This is a genomic window from Micromonospora sp. CA-269861 (genome assembly GCF_050948505.1).
GTDB lineage: Bacteria > Actinomycetota > Actinomycetes > Mycobacteriales > Micromonosporaceae > Micromonospora.
Genome location: NZ_CP192014.1, coordinates 3848906 through 3866539 on the forward strand (window position 1 = coordinate 3848906; position 17634 = coordinate 3866539).

Genomic DNA, 17634 nt, shown 5'->3' on the forward strand with positions numbered 1-17634 from the left:
CCACGACGGTGCTCAGTTGTCGGAGCCCAGTGCCACCACCGGGCTGACCCGCGACGCCCGACGGGCCGGCAGCACCCCGGCCAGCGCGGTCAGCAGGACCAGGGCCACGAAGAGCCCAGCCAGCGGCAGCGGCGGCGCGGTCAGCGGTGCGTTGATCCCGAGGGTCTGGACCGCCAACCAGGCGTACGGGATGCCGAGCACCAGGCCGATGGTCGCGCCGATCACCCCGTACAGACCGGACTCGACGGTCAGCATGGTGCGCAGGCCGGTCCGGGACAGCCCGATCGCCCGGAGCAACCCGGACTCACGTACCCGCTCGACCACCGAGAGCGCGGTCGTGGAGCCCACGCCGACGACCGCGATCAGCACGGTCAGGCCGACCAGGCCGACCGCGATCCACACCAGGGTGCGCACCAACGCGTCGTTGCGGTCCCGTTCGTCGGCGAGCACCGCGAGACCCACCCCGTCGCTGCCCCCGATCGCCTGCCGCAGCGCCCGCACGCCTGCGGTACGACCGTCCTCGCCGGCGCCGGCTGCGTCGGCCAGCAGACCTGTGTACGCGGCCGGCACGCCGAGCCGGTCCAGGTCGGCCGGATCGGCGAGGATGCCCGCGTGCAGCGGCCCGTCGCCGGGCAGGACAGCGGCCACCCGCACGTCGACAGTGCGGGTGGCGACGGCGAGCGTGACGGTGTCTCCGGCCCGCAGACCCGCGTCCCGCGCGACCCAGCTGTTGAGCACGATCCGACCGGGGCCGCGATCGGCCAGGGCGCCCTGGGCCACGTCCAGGTCACCGGTGCTCGGCAACGCCGCAAGGTCCAGGTCGCTCGTCGGGTAACCGGACTCGACGTCGCCGAGCTTGTCGACGCCGCGCAGCAGCACGGCGTCGCCGACCATCCGGTACGGCACCACCCGGGCCAGCGCGCCGTGGGCGGCCTCGGCCCGGGTCACGACGGCCGGCGGCAACGTCCCACCGTTGCTGGTGACCTCGAAGTCGGTCGGGGCCGAGAGCGCCATCTCGCGGTCGGCGAGGATCTGCAACGACGCGCCGCCGATGACCACCCCGGAGATCAGGGTCACGCCGAGCGCGACCACGACGGAGACCGCTGCCGCGCGGCGCGGCGCCCCGCCGATTCCGCCGACCGACATCCGCCCGAGCGGCCCGAGCTGGCGCAGCGGCCAACCCACCACGGCCAGCACCGGGCGCACCAGCAGCGGACCGAGGGCCACCAGCGCGAAGAAGGCCAGCGCGCCGGACCCGACAAGCAGGAGCAGCGGCATCGAGGGGTCGTAGTTCAACTGGTCCGGCTTCGGCAACTGGCTGATCGTCGCGACCGCCGCCAGGATCGCCCCGATGGCCAGGAGCAGCCCGCAGACCAGCCGCAGCACCCCGATGCCGCGCCGGCCGGCGGTGGTGCTCGCCGACCGTAGCGCCTCCAGCGGGGAGACCCGGGCGGCCGAGAGCGCCGGTGCCAGCACAGCCAGCACGGTGATGACGACGGCGCCGATCACCACAGTGACCGCCGCCGGCAGTGGCAGGCCCGGCGAGGAGACCGCGTGGCCGGTGGCGCGCAGGATCGCCGGCAGCGCGTAGCCGAGGGCGAGGGCGCTGGCGACCCCGACGACGCCGGCGACCAGCCCGGTCAGGGCTCCCTCGGCGATCAGGGCCCGCACCAGGGTGCCCCGATTCGCGCCGACCGCCCGCAGCAGCGCGAGCTGCCGCATCCGCTGGGCGAAGACGATGCGGAAGGTCGAGGTGACCACCAGCGCCGCCGCGACGACCGCGATGGAGACAAACATGCCGACCAGGATGAAGAGCTTCCCGACCTCCTCGGCCGCGGCGTTGGCCTCGGCCTCGCGCACCTCGGCGCCGGAGCGGATCGGCTGGCCGGCGACCGCTGCGGTCACCCGTTGGCGGACGGCCTGCGTCGAGGTGCCGGGAGCGACCCGCACATCGACTCGCTCCACGGCCGTCAGGTGCGCCCACGCGATCACGGCGCTGTCCGGGGCGTACGCGTCGTAGCCGGCGTCGGCGCCGGTCTCGACCATGCCGGTCACGGTGAGTGGGGCGGGCGTGGTGAGTTCACCTCCGGTACCGCTGGTGGTGGTGCCGACCGAGAGTCCGAGCCGCTCGGCGGTACGTGGCGTGATCGCGATCTCGCCGGGCTGGTCCGGGTAGCTGCCCTCGATCACCCGGACCGTGGTCAGCGGGCCGGTGCCCGGATCGGACTGGAGGTTGAGATACCCCTCGCCGATGGCGACCCCGGTCGAGGCCCGGGCCACCGCCTCGGCGACACCGGGCACGGTCCGGACCCGCTGAACGTCCGTCACGGTGGGTGGCGGCACGTCGGTGCTACCGATCACCAGGTCGGTGACGGCCGGGGTGCCGCTGAGGTTGTCCCGCACGGTCCGTTCGGTGATCTGTTGCACCAGCACGGTGCCGAAAACGACGAACGACGCGACCAGGATCGCCAGGCCGGTCAGGATCAGCCGGCCGGGCCGCCGGGCCGCGGCGGCCGTCTGGGTACGCAGCACCGTCGCCCTCATGCCCGGGCCGCCAGATCACGCAGCGCGTCGGTGACCGACACCTGGTCCGGCTTGTCGATCTCGCCGGCCAGCCGCCCGTCGGCGAGCAGCACCACCCGGTCGGCGTAGGCGGCGGCGATCGGGTCGTGGGTGACCATGACGACGGTCTGGCCGAGGTCGCGTACCGAGTCGCGCAGGATGGTGAGCACCTCCGCGCCGGAGCGGGAGTCGAGGTTGCCGGTCGGCTCGTCGGCGAAGACCACCTCGGGGCGGGCCACCAGCGCCCGGGCCAGCGCGACCCGCTGCTGCTGGCCGCCGGACAGCTCGCTGGGCCGGTGGTTCAGACGGTCGCCGAGGCCCAGCACCCGCGTCAGGTGGGCGAGAAGCTCAGCATCGGGGTGCCGACCGGCGAGGTCCAGCGGCAGGGTGATGTTCTGCGCGGCGGTGAGCTGCGGCAGCAGGTTGAAGGACTGGAAGACGAACCCGATCCGCTCCCGGCGTACCCGGGTCAGCGTCCGGTCCGACTGGCCGGTCAGTTCCGTGCCGCCGAGCAGGACGCGACCGGAGGTGGCCGTGTCGAGGCCGGCGAGGCAGTGCATCAGGGTCGACTTGCCGGACCCGGACGAGCCCATGATCGCGGTGAACTCGGCCCGGCCGAAGCCGACCGAGACCCCGTCCAGGGCACGGACGGCGGTGTCGCCGCTGCCGTACACCTTCACCAGGTCGACCGCAGCGACTGCGGCGTGGCTGGTCTGCGGCGGGGCGTGGGTTGTCATCGTTCCTCCAGTGGCTGCGTGGTGACCCGGAGAGCGTCGCCGCCACCGACGGGCCGGCGCATCGGCCCGGGGCCGGGGATCGCCGACGCCGGGTCTGCCTTTCGGCCGATCCGTCACCTCCACCCGGCTGGCTACGCTGGGTCACCATGAGCACGCCGGATCTTCGACGATGGTGGGTACGCCTGGCCCAGGCCGCCGGGCTGGTGGCCATCGGGCTGCTCGCCCTCTTCGACCTGCGGTTCGGCGCGCCGGAGAGCATGGCCGCCCTCCTGCTCCTGCTGGTGCGGATGGGCCTCGCGGTGGCGACGGTGCCGCTCTGGCTGCCGGTGCACCGGCTCGGTTCCCGCGTACTGCCGCTGGCCGCGCTGGTGCTCGCCTGCGCCTCACTGGCCGTGACTGCGGCGATCCTTGTCCTCTCCCAGGGCAGTTATCTGATCGGCGGCAGTTGGGGGCTCGCCGAGTCGGCCGGCCTGATCGGGGTGGTCTTCGTGGTGGCCCGGTGGGGCGCGCCCCGGCTCGCCCCGTGGGCGGCGGTCGCGGCCGGGCTCGCCGTCGCCGCGTTGCCGCTGCGCGCCGGCACCGAGAGCCTCCTGGTGATCTTCGGCCTGCTCCAGGTCCTCGCCGCGGCCGGCGCCGCCGGGGTGGGGCTCTACCTGCGCATCGTGGCCGCCGGCCGGGAGCGGGCCATCGCGCTGGTCCGGGCCGAGCAGCGCGCCGAGTTCGCCCGGGATCTGCACGACTTCATCGCCCACCACGTCACCGGCATCGTGGTGCAGGCACAGGGTGCCCGGTTCGTCGCCGAGCAGGACCCGCAGCGGGTGATCGTCGCCCTGGAGCAGATCGAGCGGGCCGGTGCGGAGACGATGGCCTCGATGCGACGGATGGTCGGCATCCTGCGCAACCCGGACGCCCCGCCGGACGCGCCGCTGGCGCCACTGGCCGGGGTGACCGAGCTGGAGCCGCTGCTGACCGGGTTCAACGGCGCGGCGAACGCGCCGGCACGACTGCACGTCGACGGCGACCTGAACGGACTGCCGGTGGAGGTCTCGACGTCGGCGTACCGGGTGGTGATGGAGGGGCTGACCAACACCCGCCAGCACGCACCGGACGCGCGGGCCGTGGACGTGGCCGTTCGGCGTACCCCGGACTGGTTGCTGGTCCGGGTGGCCGACGACGGCGCGTCGCCGCGCACCGCGCCGGCCCGGGGGCACGGCTTCGGCCTGATCGGCCTCACCGAGCGGGTACGTGCTCTCGGCGGCACGATCACCGCCGGGCCCGGCGTCGCCGGTGGCTGGGTGCTCGACGCGGCGTTCCCGCTGCAGGTGGCGGTGGCCAGGTGATCCGGGTGCTGATCGCCGATGACCAGGCGATGGTCCGGACCGGCTTCGGCATGATCATCGGCGCCCAGTCGGACATGGAGGTGGTCGGCGAGGCCGCCGACGGGGTCCAGGCCGTCGAACTGGCCCGACGACTACGCCCCGACGTGGTGCTGCTGGACATCCGGATGCCCCGCCTCGACGGTCTGGAGGCACTGCGGCTGCTCGCGGGGCCGGGCGTCGCCGACCCGATCCGGGTGGTCGTCGTGACGACCTTCGACCTCGACGAGTACGTGCACACCGCGCTCTCCAACGGCGCCTGCGGTTTCCTGCTCAAGGACTCCGGCCCGGCCCTGCTGGTGGAGGCGGTCCGCGCGGCCGTGTCCGGCGACGCGCTGATCAGCCCCTCGATCACGGTACGGCTGTTGGAGCACCTCAGCTCACCGGCCCCGGCGCGCGACGACGGCGGCCTGTCACCGCGGGAACTCGACGTCGTGAAGCTCGTCGCCCGGGGTCTGACCAACGCCGAGATCGCCAGCCAGCTCTTCATCGCCGTGGGCACGGTCAAGACCCACCTGGCGAGCGTGCAGATGAAGCTCAAGGCCCGCAACCGGGTCGAGATCGCCGCCTGGGCCTGGGAACGCCGTGTGGTCGGTTGACGGGACACCGACCTGGCCGCAACTGCCTTAGCATCAATGGGAGTCTATGGCTGGTCCGCTGCGGTGATGTCGGAAGCGAGGAATTCATCGTGCATCATCCGTTCCGAGGAATTCGGTCCAGGGCCGCCGCGCTAGCCGTCTGCACACTGACGACAACCCTGGTCGCCGTCGGCGCGACCCCGGCGTACGCCGTCGACGACACCGAGCGACCCACCGCCCCCGGCCCGATCACCGTCGTCGCCGTCGACACCACCTGGATCGAGCTGACCTGGGCTGCCTCCACCGACAACGTGGGAGTGGTCCGCTACCCGGTCGGCGCGCGATTCGAGGACTTCGGCGCCCAGTACTCGACCGACACGAACAGCATCCGGATCACCGGCCTGCGGCCGTCGCGCACGTACACCTTCTCGGTGTGGGCGCTGGACGCGGCCGGCAACAGTTCGGTGTCCAACCCGACCCTGCGGCTGACCATGCCACCGGGGGACGACCAACCGCCGAGCGCACCGGGTCAACCGGTGGCGTACGACGTCGCGGCCACGCTGGTGTGGCTGCGGTGGGCGCACTCGGTGGAGAACGTCGCCCTGGAGCGGTACGAGGTGTTCCGGGTCGACGCCGGCGGCGCTCTCACCCGGGTCAGCGAGGTCTACCAGTATCCGCCCGGACGGAACAGCACCCAGATCAGCGGGTTGGCACCGAACACCACGTACACCTTCGTGGTCCAGGCCCGGGACGAGGCCGGCCACCTGTCGCCACTGTCCGCGTCGGTCACCGTGACCACCCTGCCGCCACCGCCGAGCTGCTCGGTCCGGTCGACAGTGGGGCAGTGGTCCGACGGTTTCGTGGCGCGCCTCGCGGTCACTAACACCGGCACGACCCCGATCGACGGGTGGACGATGAGGTGGCGGTTCTACGCGGGCCAGCAGCTGCGCAGCCTGTGGGGCGCGGAGGTCGTCGACCGCGACAGCAGCTATCTGCGGGTGCGCGACGTGCGCCACAACGCGCTGATCCCGCCCGGCGGGACGGTGTCGCTGGGAGTCGTCGCCAGCGGCTCGCAGACACCGCAGGAGGTCACCGTCAACGGTGGTGTCTGCGCGGTGGCAGACGAGTAACACTCGCGTACGAAGTCTGGCGCGGGCCGCGACATCTTGCGACGCTAACGCTCGTGTATGACTACGACCTGTTGGTGCTGGGTTCCGGACCCAGCGGTCAGAAGGCCGCGATCGCCGCCGCCAAGCTCGGCAGGCGGGTCGGCATCGTGGACCGCCGCGACATGATCGGTGGGGTGTGCATCAACACCGGCACCATCCCCTCCAAGACACTGCGCGAGGCCGTGCTCTACCTGACCGGCCTGAGCCAGCGGGACCTGTACGGCAGCAGCTACCGGGTCAAGGAGGAGATCACGGTCAGCGACCTGGCCGCCCGGACCCAGCACGTCATCACCCGGCAGACCGACGTCATCCGTAACCAACTGGCCCGCAACCGGGTCGCGATGATCACCGGCACCGGGCGTTTCGCCGATGCGCACGCGATCTGGGTGGACGGTGGCTCCGGTCGCGAGTCCAAGGTGACCTTCGACAAGATCGTCATCGCTGCGGGCACCCGCCCCGCCCGCCCGGACAGCGTCGACTTCGACGACCGGACGATCGTGGACTCCGACGGCGTCATCAACCTCCAGGCCGTACCCCGCAGCATGGTCGTGGTCGGCGCCGGCGTGATCGGCATGGAGTACGCCTCGATGTTCGCCGCCCTGGGCACGAAGGTGACTGTGGTGGAGCGCCGCGAGCGGATGCTGGATTTCTGCGACGACGAGGTCGTCGAGTCACTCAAGTACCACCTGCGCGATCTGTCCGTGGCGTTCCGCTTCGGCGAGGAGGTCGCCGCCGTGGAGAAGCACCAGACGGCGGCGCTGTGCATCCTGAAGAGCGGCAAGAAGATCGTCGCGGACACGGTGATGTACTCGGCCGGGCGGCAGGGTCAGACCGACGACCTGGCGTTGGAGGCGGCCGGGCTGGAGGCGGACCGACGCGGCCGGATCACCGTCGACGCCAACTACCGCACCTCGGTCGAGAACATCTACGCCGTCGGCGACGTGATCGGCTTTCCCGCGCTCGCGTCCACCTCGATGGAGCAGGGCCGGTTGGCCGCACAACACGCCTGCGGCGAACCGATCCGGGAGATGCACGGCCTGCAACCGATCGGCATCTACACCATCCCGGAGATCAGCTTCGTCGGGCAGACCGAGGCGCAGCTCACCGAGAGCTCCACTCCGTTCGAGGTGGGCATCGCCCGGTACCGCGAGCTGGCCCGGGGCCAGATCGTGGGCGACTCGTACGGCATGCTGAAGCTGCTCGTCTCCCCCGAGGACGGCCGGCTGCTCGGGGTGCACGTGTTCGGCACCGCCGCCACCGAGATCGTCCACATCGGTCAGGCGGTGATGGGCTGCGGCGGCACGATCGACTACCTGGTCGACACGGTGTTCAACTACCCCACGCTGGCCGAGGCGTACAAGGTCGCCGCCCTGGACGCGTCCAACAAGATCCGCAACATCACCCGCATCGACGGCTGACCCACCCCCCCTCCTGGTGACCAAGAGGTTTGCGTCACCCTGTCTGGCGTGTCATGACGCAAACCTCTTGATCACCGAGGGCTGAGGACCGGCCGGTGGGGCTTTAGCCGGCTGAACAGGTTGGGCTGAGGCTACCGGCGGTGCCGTTTGCCTGGAAGCCGTACTCGGTGGATTGTCCGGCGCCGACCTGGCCGTTGTAGGCCACGTTCGTCCAGTTCGTCGTGCCGGTGCTACCGCTGCGGTTGGCGTTCCACGCGTTGGTGACCGTCGCGCCGGACGGCAGGCCGATCGTGACCGTCCAACCGTTGATCGCCGACGAGCCGGCCGTCACCCTCACTGTGGCCACGAAGCCACCCGTCCACTGGTTCACCGAGACCGTCGCCGTGCAGCCACCCGTGCCCGGCGGGGGCGTGGTGGGCGGGTCGGTCGGCGGGTCGGTGGGCGGGTCGGTAGGCGGGTCGGTCGGCGTGGTGCCGTTGTTCAACGCGGCGAGGACCGCGTCGTAAGCCGCCTTCTTCGAGCCGTTGCTGTTGAACAGCAGTGGGGTCTGCGACGCCCGCCACGAGTCGCTGTCGCGGATGCCCCAGACCGTGATGCCCGTGCAGCGGGACACGGCCAGGCAGTCCTCCACCACACTGCGGTAGGTGTTGGCCGACGCGCCCTGGATGTCCAGCTCGGTGATCTGCACGTCCACACCGAGCGCCGCGAAGCTCGACAGCGTGGTGCGGTAGTTGCTCACGTACGGGGAGTCGTTGTTGAAGTGCGACTGGAACCCGACGCAGTCGATCGGCACGCCACGAGCCTTGAAGTCGCGCACCATGTTGTAGACGCCCTGGGTCTTGGCGTGCGTCCAGTTGTCGGTGTTGTAGTCGTTGTAGCAGAGCTTCGCGTTCGGGTCCGCGGCATCCGCTGCCCGGAACGCCGCCTCGATCCAGTCGTTGCCCGTGCGCTGGAGGTTCGAGTCGCGGCGTCCGCCGGAGCTGCCGTCGGCGAACGCCTCGTTCACGACGTCCCAGGCCACGACCTGACCACGGAAGTGTGTGGCCACCTGCGTCACGTGGTTGAGCATCGCCGAGCGCAGCGCGCTGCCGCTCATGCCCTGCATCCAGCTGGGCTGCTGCGAGTGCCACGCCAGAGTGTGGCCCCGCACGGTCATACCGCGGCTACGCGCGTGGTTGACGATCTGCTCGGCAGCGCCGTAGCTGAACCGACCCTGCTGCGGCTCGGTCGCGTCGATCTTCATCTCGTTCTCGGGCGTCACCGAGTTGAACTCACGGTTCAGGATCGTCGTGTAGGCGCTGTCGGACAACCGGCCCGCCGCCACCGCCGTACCGAAGTAGCGACCCTTCTCGGCGGCGGACGCGCCGAGCGTCGTCCCGGCGGCGGCCGGCGCCGTCAGGAACAGCGCCATACCGGCGACGAGGGTGCCCGCGCCGGTCAACGCGATGGCGGCTCTGGACGCCGCCTTCCATCTCGCGTTTCTCATCGTGTGACTCCTTTTTGGGTGGTGGAGTGGAAAGGAAAATCAGGACACCGAACAGGCGGCACCGTTGAGGGCGAACGACGAGGGCTTGCCGGTGCCGCCCTCATGCGTGGCCTGGAAGCCGATCTCGACCGACGCGTTCGGTGCGATGGTGTTGTTGTAGGAGACGTTGCGGGCGGTCACCGCACCGCTCGCCGGGGAGTACTGGGCGTTCCAGCCGCTGGTGATGCGTTGCCCGGTGGGCAGCGTGAAGGTCAGGGCCCAGCCGTTCACGGCGGTGGCACCGGTGTTGGTGATCGCCACGCTCGCGGTGAGACCGCTGTTCCAGGCGTTGACCGTGTAGCCGACCCGGCAGGCGCCCCCGGTGGGCGGCGGAGTCGTCGGCGGTGGGGTCGTCGGAGGTGGGGTGGTCGGCGGCGGAGTCGTCGGCGGTGGGGTCGTCGGCGGCGTGGTGCCGTCCAGCCCGAAGAAACGGATCACCTGCGCGGCGTCGACCGGCAGGTTGTGCGTGACACCCTGCATGCTGACCGCCTCGACCGGCGCCATCGGGCCGCTGCTGCCGTACCGGGTGCGGGTGTAGCCGGACTGCGGGGAGTCGGTGTACGTCGGGGTCTGACTCAGCCCGTGCACGTTTGTCCACTGCTTGACCTGCTCACCGAAGTTCGGGTAGCGCAGCGTCTCATCGTTGGTGCCGTGCCAGATCTGCATCCGGGGCCGCTGGCCGGTGTAACCGGGGTACGCCTCCCGGACCAGGTCACCCCACTGCTGCGCGGTCCGGATGAGTTGCCCGTTCGCGCACTGGCTGTTCCACTCCGAGGTGCCGCCGGTGGCGAAACAGGCGAACGGCACCCCGGCGAACGAGGCGCCCGCCGCGAACACGTCCGGGTAGACGCCCAGCATGACGTTGGTCATCATCGCCCCGGACGAGGTGCCGGTGGCGAAGATCCGCGCGGGGTCGGCGGAGTAACGCTGCTTCACGTAGTCGACCATCGACATCAGCCCGACCGGGTCGCTGCCGCCGCCACGACGCAACGCCTGCGGCGAGTAGACGTCCCAGCACTTGCTGCTGCGGGTCGCCGACGGGTAGATCACGATGAACCCGTACCGGTCCGCGAGCGACGCGTACTGGGTGCCCGAGTGGAACGCGGGACCCGTCCCGGTGCAGTAGTGCATGGCCAGGAGGATCGCCGGTCGGGTCGCCACCCGGTCCGGGACGTACAGGTGCATCTGGAGGTTGGTGGGGTTGGTGCCGAAGTTGGTCACCTGCGTGAGCGTCGCCGCCGACGCGGGGGTGGCGAACGTCAACGCGGCGGCGGCCAGCGTCACGGCCGCCATGACGACGCCAAGCGTCCTTGTCTTCAGTGTCATCGTCGCGATCCCTTGCGAAAAAGGCGCGTGGAAGGGGACTTAAGTCGAGGACTGCCCTTCGCCCGACCTTGACCGCGGCTCGCGTGACCATGCCAGCTTCAATCGAGCACACTCGATTGTCAAGGCTTCCGGAAACCTTTCGCCGCAACGGTTCCGGCGGTCACCTGCGCAGTGATGGGCGTCAACGGGTATCGCTGGCGGCGATGGGTCCCGAGAAATTATCGGGACGTTTTCGGAACCTGCCAGACCTCTGGTGAGCACGGCGTGAGGGGCGGCCCGACCGGACGGCCGGGCCGCCCTCGCCGCCACTCAGTAGATGTCCCGCCCTCGCTCGTCCGGCACCCCGGACTTGCGGAAGAAGTACGTGTTGATCTGGTCGCGCCACTCCGTGGCGCAGCGCACCTGCTCCTCAAGGCGTTCGGCGACCCGCTCGTACACGCTCGGGTCGATCATGCCGTTCAACGTCTGCCACCTCCGCCGCATCGCCGTCACCTCCTCCACCCCCGCGAAGTGGGTGTCGTAGATGTGCTGGATGACTGTCGAGCCGCTGTGCAGCACATGCCCGTACGGCACGTGGTGGAAGAAGAGCAGCAGCTCGTCGGGGCAGCTCTCGGGTGACTCGTACACCTGGGCCCAGTACGGCGGGTACTGGCCGGTGAAGCCGGTGCCCGACGCGCGGCTACGGTCGACGCCGACACCGTCGCGGTCGGCGAAGTGGTAGGTGCCCCACCTGGTGTACTCGTACCCGTCGACGCCGGGACCGTAGTGGTCGCCGGGGTTGACCATGAAGCCGACGCCCAGCGGGGCGGTGTAGCGCTCATAGGTGCGCCACGAGTCGTCCATGATCTCGTGCAGTGTCCGCCGCACCAGCTCCGCGTCGGCGGTCGCCGACGGCGGAAAGGTCAGCGTGATCCACTCGTCCAGGATCTCCGTCGGGTCCTGCCGAGGGTCCCAGGCCAGCCTGCCGAACGTGTACAGGTTCGCCTGCGCCAACGGATGCCCGGTCCAGAAGGGATCGTCGCCGACGTTGGCGACGGCGACCATCCCGCCACCCGCTGCCGCCTCTCCCGTGACCACGTCGGCGATCGTCCGCCCGCCCGGCCCCCAGGGGGCGAAGCGCAGCACCTCACTCCACCACGGGCCGAGGTGGCACACGTGTCGCTGCTGGCCCGTGTACTCCTGGGTGACCTGCAACTCCACCGCCAACCGGGTCCCCGGCATCGCGGCGAGCACCGGTGAGACCGGCTCACGTGTCTGGAAGTCCACCGGGCCGAACTTCACCTGGACGACCACGTTGGTGCGGAACCGCCCGTCGAGCGGGGTGAAGCGGTCGTACGCGGCCCGAGCCCGGTCGGTGGACCGGTCCCGCCAGTCCTGGCGGTGGTTGTAGACGAACGCCCGCCAGTGCACCACTCCCCCGTGCGGGGCGAGCGCCTCGGCCAGGAGGTTCGCCCCGTCGGCGTGGTCACGGCCGTACGTGAACGGGCCGGGTTGCCCCTCCGAGTCGGCCTTCACCAGATAACCGCCGAAGTCCGGGATGCGGTCGTACACGCGCCGGGTGGTCGCGGCCCACCAGACCCGCACGGTCTCGTCGAGAGGGTCGGCGGTCGGCAGGCCACCGAGGACCACCGGCGCCGCGAAGCTGACCGACAGGTGCACCCGGATGCCGTACGGGCGCAACACGTCCGCGATCTCGGCCACGTCGCCGAGCCGGTCGGTGAGCAGCAGCGCCTCCGTGCGCGCCACGTTGACGTTGTTCACCGAGATCGCGTTGACCCCGCAGGACGCCAGCAGCCGCCCGTACTCCCGCACCCGGGCCAGGTCGCCGCGCGGACGGCCGTCCTGCCAGAAGATCGAGCCGCCCGCGTACCCCCGTTCGACCTGGCCCATCACCGGGTGCACCGCCACGTTGTCCCAGTGGTTCAGCATTCGCCGGCGCAGTGCCGGCCGGTGCCACTCCGGGGGGCGGGCCGGGTCGAAGGCCGCCGCGCAGAGCCGGACCACGTGGAAGAGCCCGTACAGCAGGCCGGCGGGCGCGTCGGCCAGCACCGCCGTCACGTCTCCGGCCCGCGCCAACACGAAACCCTCGTCGCCGAGCGTCCTGCCGTCGCCCAGCTCGACAAGCGCCGCCTCTCCGGCGGCGCGCGCCGCCTCCACCGCCGGGTTGGGCAGCTCACCGGCGTCGCGCAGGGCGAGCACCAGGTCGACGTCGACGTCCCAGGACGGGGAATGCCACACCCGGCCTCCGTAACGCGCGCAGGCACGCGAGACCTCGTTGAGGACGGTGTCGACGAGTAATCCCTCACCGTGCAGGAGGATGCGACGTGCGCCGAGCGACCGGAACGCCTCCGGTGGCAGCCAAGCCGGATGGACGCGCGGCTCGTCACCATCCGTCGGCTCCTCGACGAACATCAGCTGCTCCAACTCCACGGACTCTTCGGCGTTCACAGGTCCTCCTCCAGCACGACAACTCCGTACGCCGGCAGCCGCAGGGCAGCGCCGGCCACCGTACGGTCGCCGGTGAGCAGGTCGACGCCGCCGGTCCGGGCGGTCACCTCGACCGGCTCGGCACGGTGGTTGAGCAGAAACAGCAGCCGGGACCCGTCCGCCGCCACCCGCACGGCGGCTTCCAGGTCCGGTACGTCCGGGTAGGGCCCGAGCAGGTCGTGCCGGGCGAGCACCTGCCGCACCACCCAGGACACCCCGGCCTGGTCCAGCCCGGCGGCCACATACCAGCCGTCGCCCGCGCCGAAGGAGTTGCGGGTCACCGCCGGGGTGCCCGCGTAGAAGTCGGCCTGGTAGGTGCCGATCACCTGCGCGCCCTGCGGGATCACCAGCTCGAACAGCAGCCGCGCGCCCACGTCGACCTGGTCCGCGCCGTCGCCGAGACGCACCGGATTGACCACCTCCGGGCCGCGCGCGTCCCACTCGTCGACCCGGACACCCATGAGCTGCCCGAGCGGACCCGGCACGTCCATCAGGAACGCCTGGTCGTTCTCGTCCACCCGGCCGGACAGGTAGGTGGACAGTACCGACCCGCCGCGCGTCGCCACCGCCTCCAGGCGCTCGGGCAGGTCACCCTTGAGCAGGTGCAGGGCCGGGGCGACGACCACGTCGTAGCGGGACAGGTCGGCGGTCACCGCGACGACGTCCAGATCCACACCGGCGTCCCAGAGCGCCCGGTGGTACGCGAGCACGACCTGCTGGTAGCGGACCAGTCGGGACGGGCCGTCGGACAACTCCAACGCCCACCAACTGTCCCAGTCGAACAGCAGCGCCACCCGGGCCGGGGTCCGCGCGCCCAGTGACGCGTCGCCGAGCCGTTCCAGTTCGGCGCCCAGCTCGGCGACCTCCCGGAACACCCGTGTGTCGGAGCGCCCGGCATGGCCGATGACCGCTCCGTGGTACTTCTCGCTCGCCCCGCGGGAGGCCCGCAGTTGGAAAAAGAGCACCGCGTCGGCACCGTGTGCCACGGCCTGCCAACTCCACAGACGCATGAGACCGGGGCGCTTCAACGGGTTGACGTCGCGGCACGCGGTGAAGCTCGGGGTCTGTTCCATCAACCAGAACGGCTGGCCGTCCTTGAGCCCGCGCATCAGGTCGTGGGTCAGTGCCATCCGGGCCGCCGACCCGTCGTCGGGCGGGTAGTTGTCCCAGGAGACGAAGTCCAGGTGAGGGGCCCAGCGATGGTAGTCGATCGGCCGGTACATGCCCATGAAGTTCGTGGTCACCGGCAGCGTCGGGCTGGACTCCCGGATGGCGGCCTTCTCGTCGCGGAAGTTGGTGAGCATCGCGTCGGAGGTGAACCGCAGGTAGTCCAGTGTGATGCCCTGGAACGCGGTGTGGTCCGGGCCGCGCCAGTGCTCGGTCAGCGCCGACGGCGGCTCGATCTCGTCCCAGTGGGTGAAGGTGTGCGACCAGAAGGTGGTGTACCAGGCCTCGTTCAGCTCGTCGAGCGTGCCGTAGCGGTGGCGCAGCCAGTTCCGGAAGCCGGCCGCGCACAGCGCGCAGTAGCAGGCGCCGCCGTACTCGTTGCCGACGTGCCACGCGAGCACCGCCGGGGTGTCGGCGTAGCGGCGGGCGACCCGGCGGGCCAGCTCGGTCGAGAGCCGGCGGAAGACCGGCGAGCTGGGGCAGGAGTTGTGCCGCTGACCGAACCGGTGCTTGCGGCCCTCGAAGTCGGTCCGGGTCACCTCGGGGTACGCCTTCGCCAACCACGGCGGGTGGGCCCCGGTGCCGGTGGCCAGACAGATTCCGCGGCCTTCGGCGCTGGCCCGCTCGACGATCCTGTCCAGCAGCGCGAAGTCGTAGGTGTCCTCGGCGGGTTGGGTGAGCGCCCAGTCGAACACGCCGAGGGTGACCAGGTCGATCCGTGCGGTGTCGAAGAGACGGTAATCCTGCTTCCACACGTCCTCGGGCCACTGTTCCGGGTTGTAGTCGCCCCCGAAGGGCACCTTGGCGCTGAGGGGCAGGCTCATGCGACAAACTCCTTCCGGATCAGGTGGATCATCGGATCGCTGATGCGCAGGAACGCCAGCACCGCGACCGACGCGAACAGCATCAGCACCGCCTCGGAGAAGACCGCGGTGATCCCGGCCGCCGCGGCCAGCAGGAGGGCGTTGCCGACGGGAACACCGGGCGTACGCACGAGGAAGTGCACCGCCAGCCGGAGCACGTCGCGGGTGCGGAAGTCGAACAGCGAGGTGATCACCAGGGCGTTGGCCGCGCCGAGTGTCACGCCCACTCCGATCAGCACCAGCGGCACCGCCCACCAGCTCGCCAGGCCGACCGCGCCCCGGTAGGCGAGGTTCACGGCGAGCACTGTCAACCACAGCAGTGTCGGCACCCAGATGCGCAGCACGCCGAACACGTTCGCCCGGTAGCCACGCCAGAACAGGGCGGCCGGCCGCAGGTCGGTCAGGTCGGTTCGTTGGTGGCGCACTGCGTACAGGGCCGCGGAAATCGCCGGGCCGACCGGTACCAGGAAGAGCGCGACCAGCGGCAGGTTGCTGGGGTCGCGGCCCAGCAACAGCAGCGGGAGCAGGGCGGGCACTGTGGTGAGCAGCAGGAGCAGTTCGACCACGAGCAGGATGTAGACGCGCGAGGTGATCCGCGACAGTGGGCCGTCGCCGAACTGTCGCCAGGTCTGGGCCGCGCCCCCCACTGTCGCTCCCTCCGGTCGACGTAGCTGACCCGTGGTCGCGGGGTGTCCGGTCGGGCCGCGACAGGGCGCCCGACCGGATCCCCGCTGATCAGCCGTTGTTCTTCTGGAACCGCTCGTACGCCTTGTTGACCAGGTCGATGTACTGGTCCGAGTTCTTGGCCTTCAGCTCGGCCACGTACGCGTCCCACTCGCTGAGCGGGCGCTGGCCCAGGGCGAACTTCAGCGTGTTCTGGGTGACGAAGTCCTTCAAGGGGGTCTCCCAGAGCGACACCTGCTCGCGCTCCTCGTCGCTCAACGGAGCGGGCGGGGCCACCACCCTCGGCTTGCGGGCGTCCATCACCTTCTGGAACTCCAGCTCCTCCGGTGAGAAGAACCCACGGACCAGGTCGGGGGCTCCGCCGTAGGCGAAGACGCCGTTCTGGAAGCCGAAGTCCTTCTGCAGGTGCTTGGGCGCCTTCGGGTTGAGGCCGAGGAAGTCGACGCCGGGATTGAGCGAGCGCTTCCCGGACGCGTCCTTGGTGAAGGTGGTGCCCTCGATGCCCCAGCGGGCGAACTCCAGGCCGGCGTCCGAATACCACAACCAGTCGATGAACTGCATCATGGCCACGAAGTTCTTGCTCTCGCGGGCCTTCGTGGAGATCATGATTCCGTTCTCCAGCCGGGGGAACGGGTTGACCTCACCGGCCGGGCCGACCGGCAGCGGGATCTTGGCCATCTTGGCGTTCGGCAGGGTCTTGGCCAGGTCGGGCCGGTGGTTGTTGACAAGGGTCTGCGCGTTGCCGGTGACCACGAAGGACTTGCCGTTGGCGAGCTTTTGGCGTGCCTGGTCGTCGGTCTGGGTGAAGCTCTCCGGGTCGAGCAGCCCCTCGGCGACGAGCTTGTGCAGGTAGGTGAGCATCTGCTTGTACTGCTCGGACCCGCCGGTGTAGTTGAACTTCTTCGCCGCCGAGTCCCAGGTGGCGTGCTGGTAGTCCCAGCCCGCCTGGGTGCCGTGCGCCGAGCCGAGGATGTTCAGCAGGGCGCCCGTTGGGTTGGGCTTGCTGAAGAGGTCGGAGTACGGGTAGACGTTCGGGTACTTCGCCTTCATGGCCTTGAGCACCGTGTACAGCTCGTCCCAGGTTTTCGGCACGGCCAGGTTGAGCTCCTGCATGATGTCGGTGCGCACCAGCACCGTGTAGTCCTGTGTGGGCTTCTCGTGGACGCCGGGAAGCAGGTAGAACTTACCGTCGGACTGCCGCAGGTTGTCGATCTCCGGCTTGAGGTTCCACTTGGCGATCTTGTCCTTGAGGTTGGGCATCAGGTCCAGGTAGTCGCTCACCGGGAGGATCGCCCCGGAGGACACGAACGCGTTCTCCTGCGGGTGGTACGTCTTCGGGATGATCAGCGGAGCGTCTCCGGCACCGATCAGCAGGCTGCGCTTCTGCTCGTAGTCGCTCAGCGGCACGGCCACCGGATCGATCTTGACGTTGGTCCGCTTGGTGAGCTCGGACCAGAACAGCCAGTCTTCCTTGAGCGGGTAGAACGTGTGGTTGTTGTAGAGGGTGGAGAACGAGAGCGCCTCGGTGGCCTTGAACTGGTCACCGACGCCGTAGTTGGCCATCGCGCCGACCCGGTTCTCGGAGAGGTCGGTCGACTCACCTGGGTCCTCGGAACAGGCGGTGGCGAGGGAGAGCGCAAGCAGACCCGCGGTGGCTAACGCCACGCGGCGCCACGTCTTGTGGAGCATGGCTCGTCCTTTCGGTGGTGGTGGGGATTCGAAGGGGAAGCGGTGCGGCGCCG

The 17634-nt window shown here is 70.3% G+C and carries 12 protein-coding genes; 4 read left to right on the top strand and 8 right to left on the bottom strand.

Annotated elements, in window-relative coordinates:
* Positions 1–12: 12 nt before the first annotated feature.
* Both ACQP0U_RS17850 and ACQP0U_RS17855 read right to left on the bottom strand, forming a co-directional pair.
* On the bottom strand, positions 13–2544 hold the full coding sequence (locus ACQP0U_RS17850) for an ABC transporter permease (protein WP_433308440.1): 2532 nt from the start codon (positions 2542–2544) through the stop codon (positions 13–15).
* On the bottom strand, positions 2541–3299 hold the full coding sequence (locus ACQP0U_RS17855; RefSeq protein ID WP_433308442.1) for an ABC transporter ATP-binding protein: 759 nt from the start codon (positions 3297–3299) through the stop codon (positions 2541–2543). Before ACQP0U_RS17855 ends, ACQP0U_RS17850 begins: the two co-directional genes overlap by 4 nt.
* A gap of 146 nt (positions 3300–3445) precedes the next feature.
* On the opposite strand from ACQP0U_RS17855, the gene ACQP0U_RS17860 reads away from it, so the two are divergent.
* From ACQP0U_RS17860 to sthA, 4 genes are all read left to right on the top strand, one after another.
* On the top strand, positions 3446–4639 hold the full coding sequence (locus tag ACQP0U_RS17860) for a sensor histidine kinase (RefSeq protein WP_433308443.1): 1194 nt from the start codon (positions 3446–3448) through the stop codon (positions 4637–4639).
* The gene (locus tag ACQP0U_RS17865; protein WP_433308445.1) at positions 4636–5274 is read left to right on the top strand and encodes a response regulator; all 639 of its coding nucleotides are present in this window, start codon (positions 4636–4638) and stop codon (positions 5272–5274) included. The genes ACQP0U_RS17860 and ACQP0U_RS17865 overlap by 4 nt, the downstream gene beginning before the upstream one ends.
* Positions 5275–5363: 89 nt before the next feature.
* Positions 5364–6383 carry a cellulose binding domain-containing protein gene (locus ACQP0U_RS17870; RefSeq protein WP_433308447.1) on the top strand — a complete coding sequence of 340 codons (1020 nt, stop codon included), beginning with the start codon at positions 5364–5366 and terminating at the stop codon, positions 6381–6383.
* Positions 6384–6436: 53 nt separating this feature from the next.
* A complete protein-coding gene (gene sthA, locus ACQP0U_RS17875; RefSeq protein ID WP_433308449.1) occupies positions 6437–7840 on the top strand; it encodes a Si-specific NAD(P)(+) transhydrogenase in 1404 nt (467 codons plus the stop codon).
* A gap of 103 nt (positions 7841–7943) precedes the next feature.
* Here sthA and ACQP0U_RS17880 read toward each other — a convergent pair whose 3' ends face one another.
* The 6 genes from ACQP0U_RS17880 to ACQP0U_RS17905 all read right to left on the bottom strand — a co-directional run bounded on the left by ACQP0U_RS17880 (position 7944) and on the right by ACQP0U_RS17905 (position 17581).
* The gene (locus ACQP0U_RS17880) at positions 7944–9326 is read right to left on the bottom strand and encodes an endo-1,4-beta-xylanase (RefSeq protein ID WP_433308451.1); all 1383 of its coding nucleotides are present in this window, start codon (positions 9324–9326) and stop codon (positions 7944–7946) included.
* A 39-nt stretch (positions 9327–9365) separates the two neighbouring features.
* Positions 9366–10691, bottom strand: a complete 1326-nt coding sequence (locus ACQP0U_RS17885) for an extracellular catalytic domain type 1 short-chain-length polyhydroxyalkanoate depolymerase (RefSeq protein WP_433308453.1) — start codon at positions 10689–10691, stop codon at positions 9366–9368.
* 309 nt (positions 10692–11000) lie between these two features.
* Positions 11001–13139 carry an alpha-glucuronidase gene (locus tag ACQP0U_RS17890; RefSeq protein WP_433308455.1) on the bottom strand — a complete coding sequence of 713 codons (2139 nt, stop codon included), beginning with the start codon at positions 13137–13139 and terminating at the stop codon, positions 11001–11003.
* Positions 13136–15169 (bottom strand): beta-galactosidase, encoded by a 2034-nt coding sequence (locus ACQP0U_RS17895; RefSeq protein WP_433308457.1) that lies wholly within the window; start codon positions 15167–15169, stop codon positions 13136–13138. Before ACQP0U_RS17895 ends, ACQP0U_RS17890 begins: the two co-directional genes overlap by 4 nt.
* Positions 15166–15855, bottom strand: a complete 690-nt coding sequence (locus ACQP0U_RS17900) for a DUF624 domain-containing protein (RefSeq protein WP_433308459.1) — start codon at positions 15853–15855, stop codon at positions 15166–15168. Before ACQP0U_RS17900 ends, ACQP0U_RS17895 begins: the two co-directional genes overlap by 4 nt.
* Before the next feature lie 88 nt (positions 15856–15943).
* Positions 15944–17581 carry an ABC transporter substrate-binding protein gene (locus tag ACQP0U_RS17905; protein ID WP_433308461.1) on the bottom strand — a complete coding sequence of 546 codons (1638 nt, stop codon included), beginning with the start codon at positions 17579–17581 and terminating at the stop codon, positions 15944–15946.
* Positions 17582–17634 lie beyond the last annotated feature (53 nt).

Bases quoted from the DNA above. Each gene is read 5' to 3' on its own strand.
- ACQP0U_RS17850 (WP_433308440.1), bottom strand. From the start codon at position 2,544: ATGAGGGCGACGGTGCTGCGTACCCAGACGGCCGCCGCGGCCCGGCGG.
- ACQP0U_RS17855 (WP_433308442.1), bottom strand. From the start codon at position 3,299: ATGACAACCCACGCCCCGCCGCAGACCAGCCACGCCGCAGTCGCTGCG.
- ACQP0U_RS17860 (WP_433308443.1), top strand. From the start codon at position 3,446: ATGAGCACGCCGGATCTTCGACGATGGTGGGTACGCCTGGCCCAGGCC.
- ACQP0U_RS17880 (WP_433308451.1), bottom strand. From the start codon at position 9,326: ATGAGAAACGCGAGATGGAAGGCGGCGTCCAGAGCCGCCATCGCGTTG.
- ACQP0U_RS17885 (WP_433308453.1), bottom strand. From the start codon at position 10,691: ATGACACTGAAGACAAGGACGCTTGGCGTCGTCATGGCGGCCGTGACG.
- ACQP0U_RS17895 (WP_433308457.1), bottom strand. From the start codon at position 15,169: ATGAGCCTGCCCCTCAGCGCCAAGGTGCCCTTCGGGGGCGACTACAAC.
- ACQP0U_RS17905 (WP_433308461.1), bottom strand. From the start codon at position 17,581: ATGCTCCACAAGACGTGGCGCCGCGTGGCGTTAGCCACCGCGGGTCTG.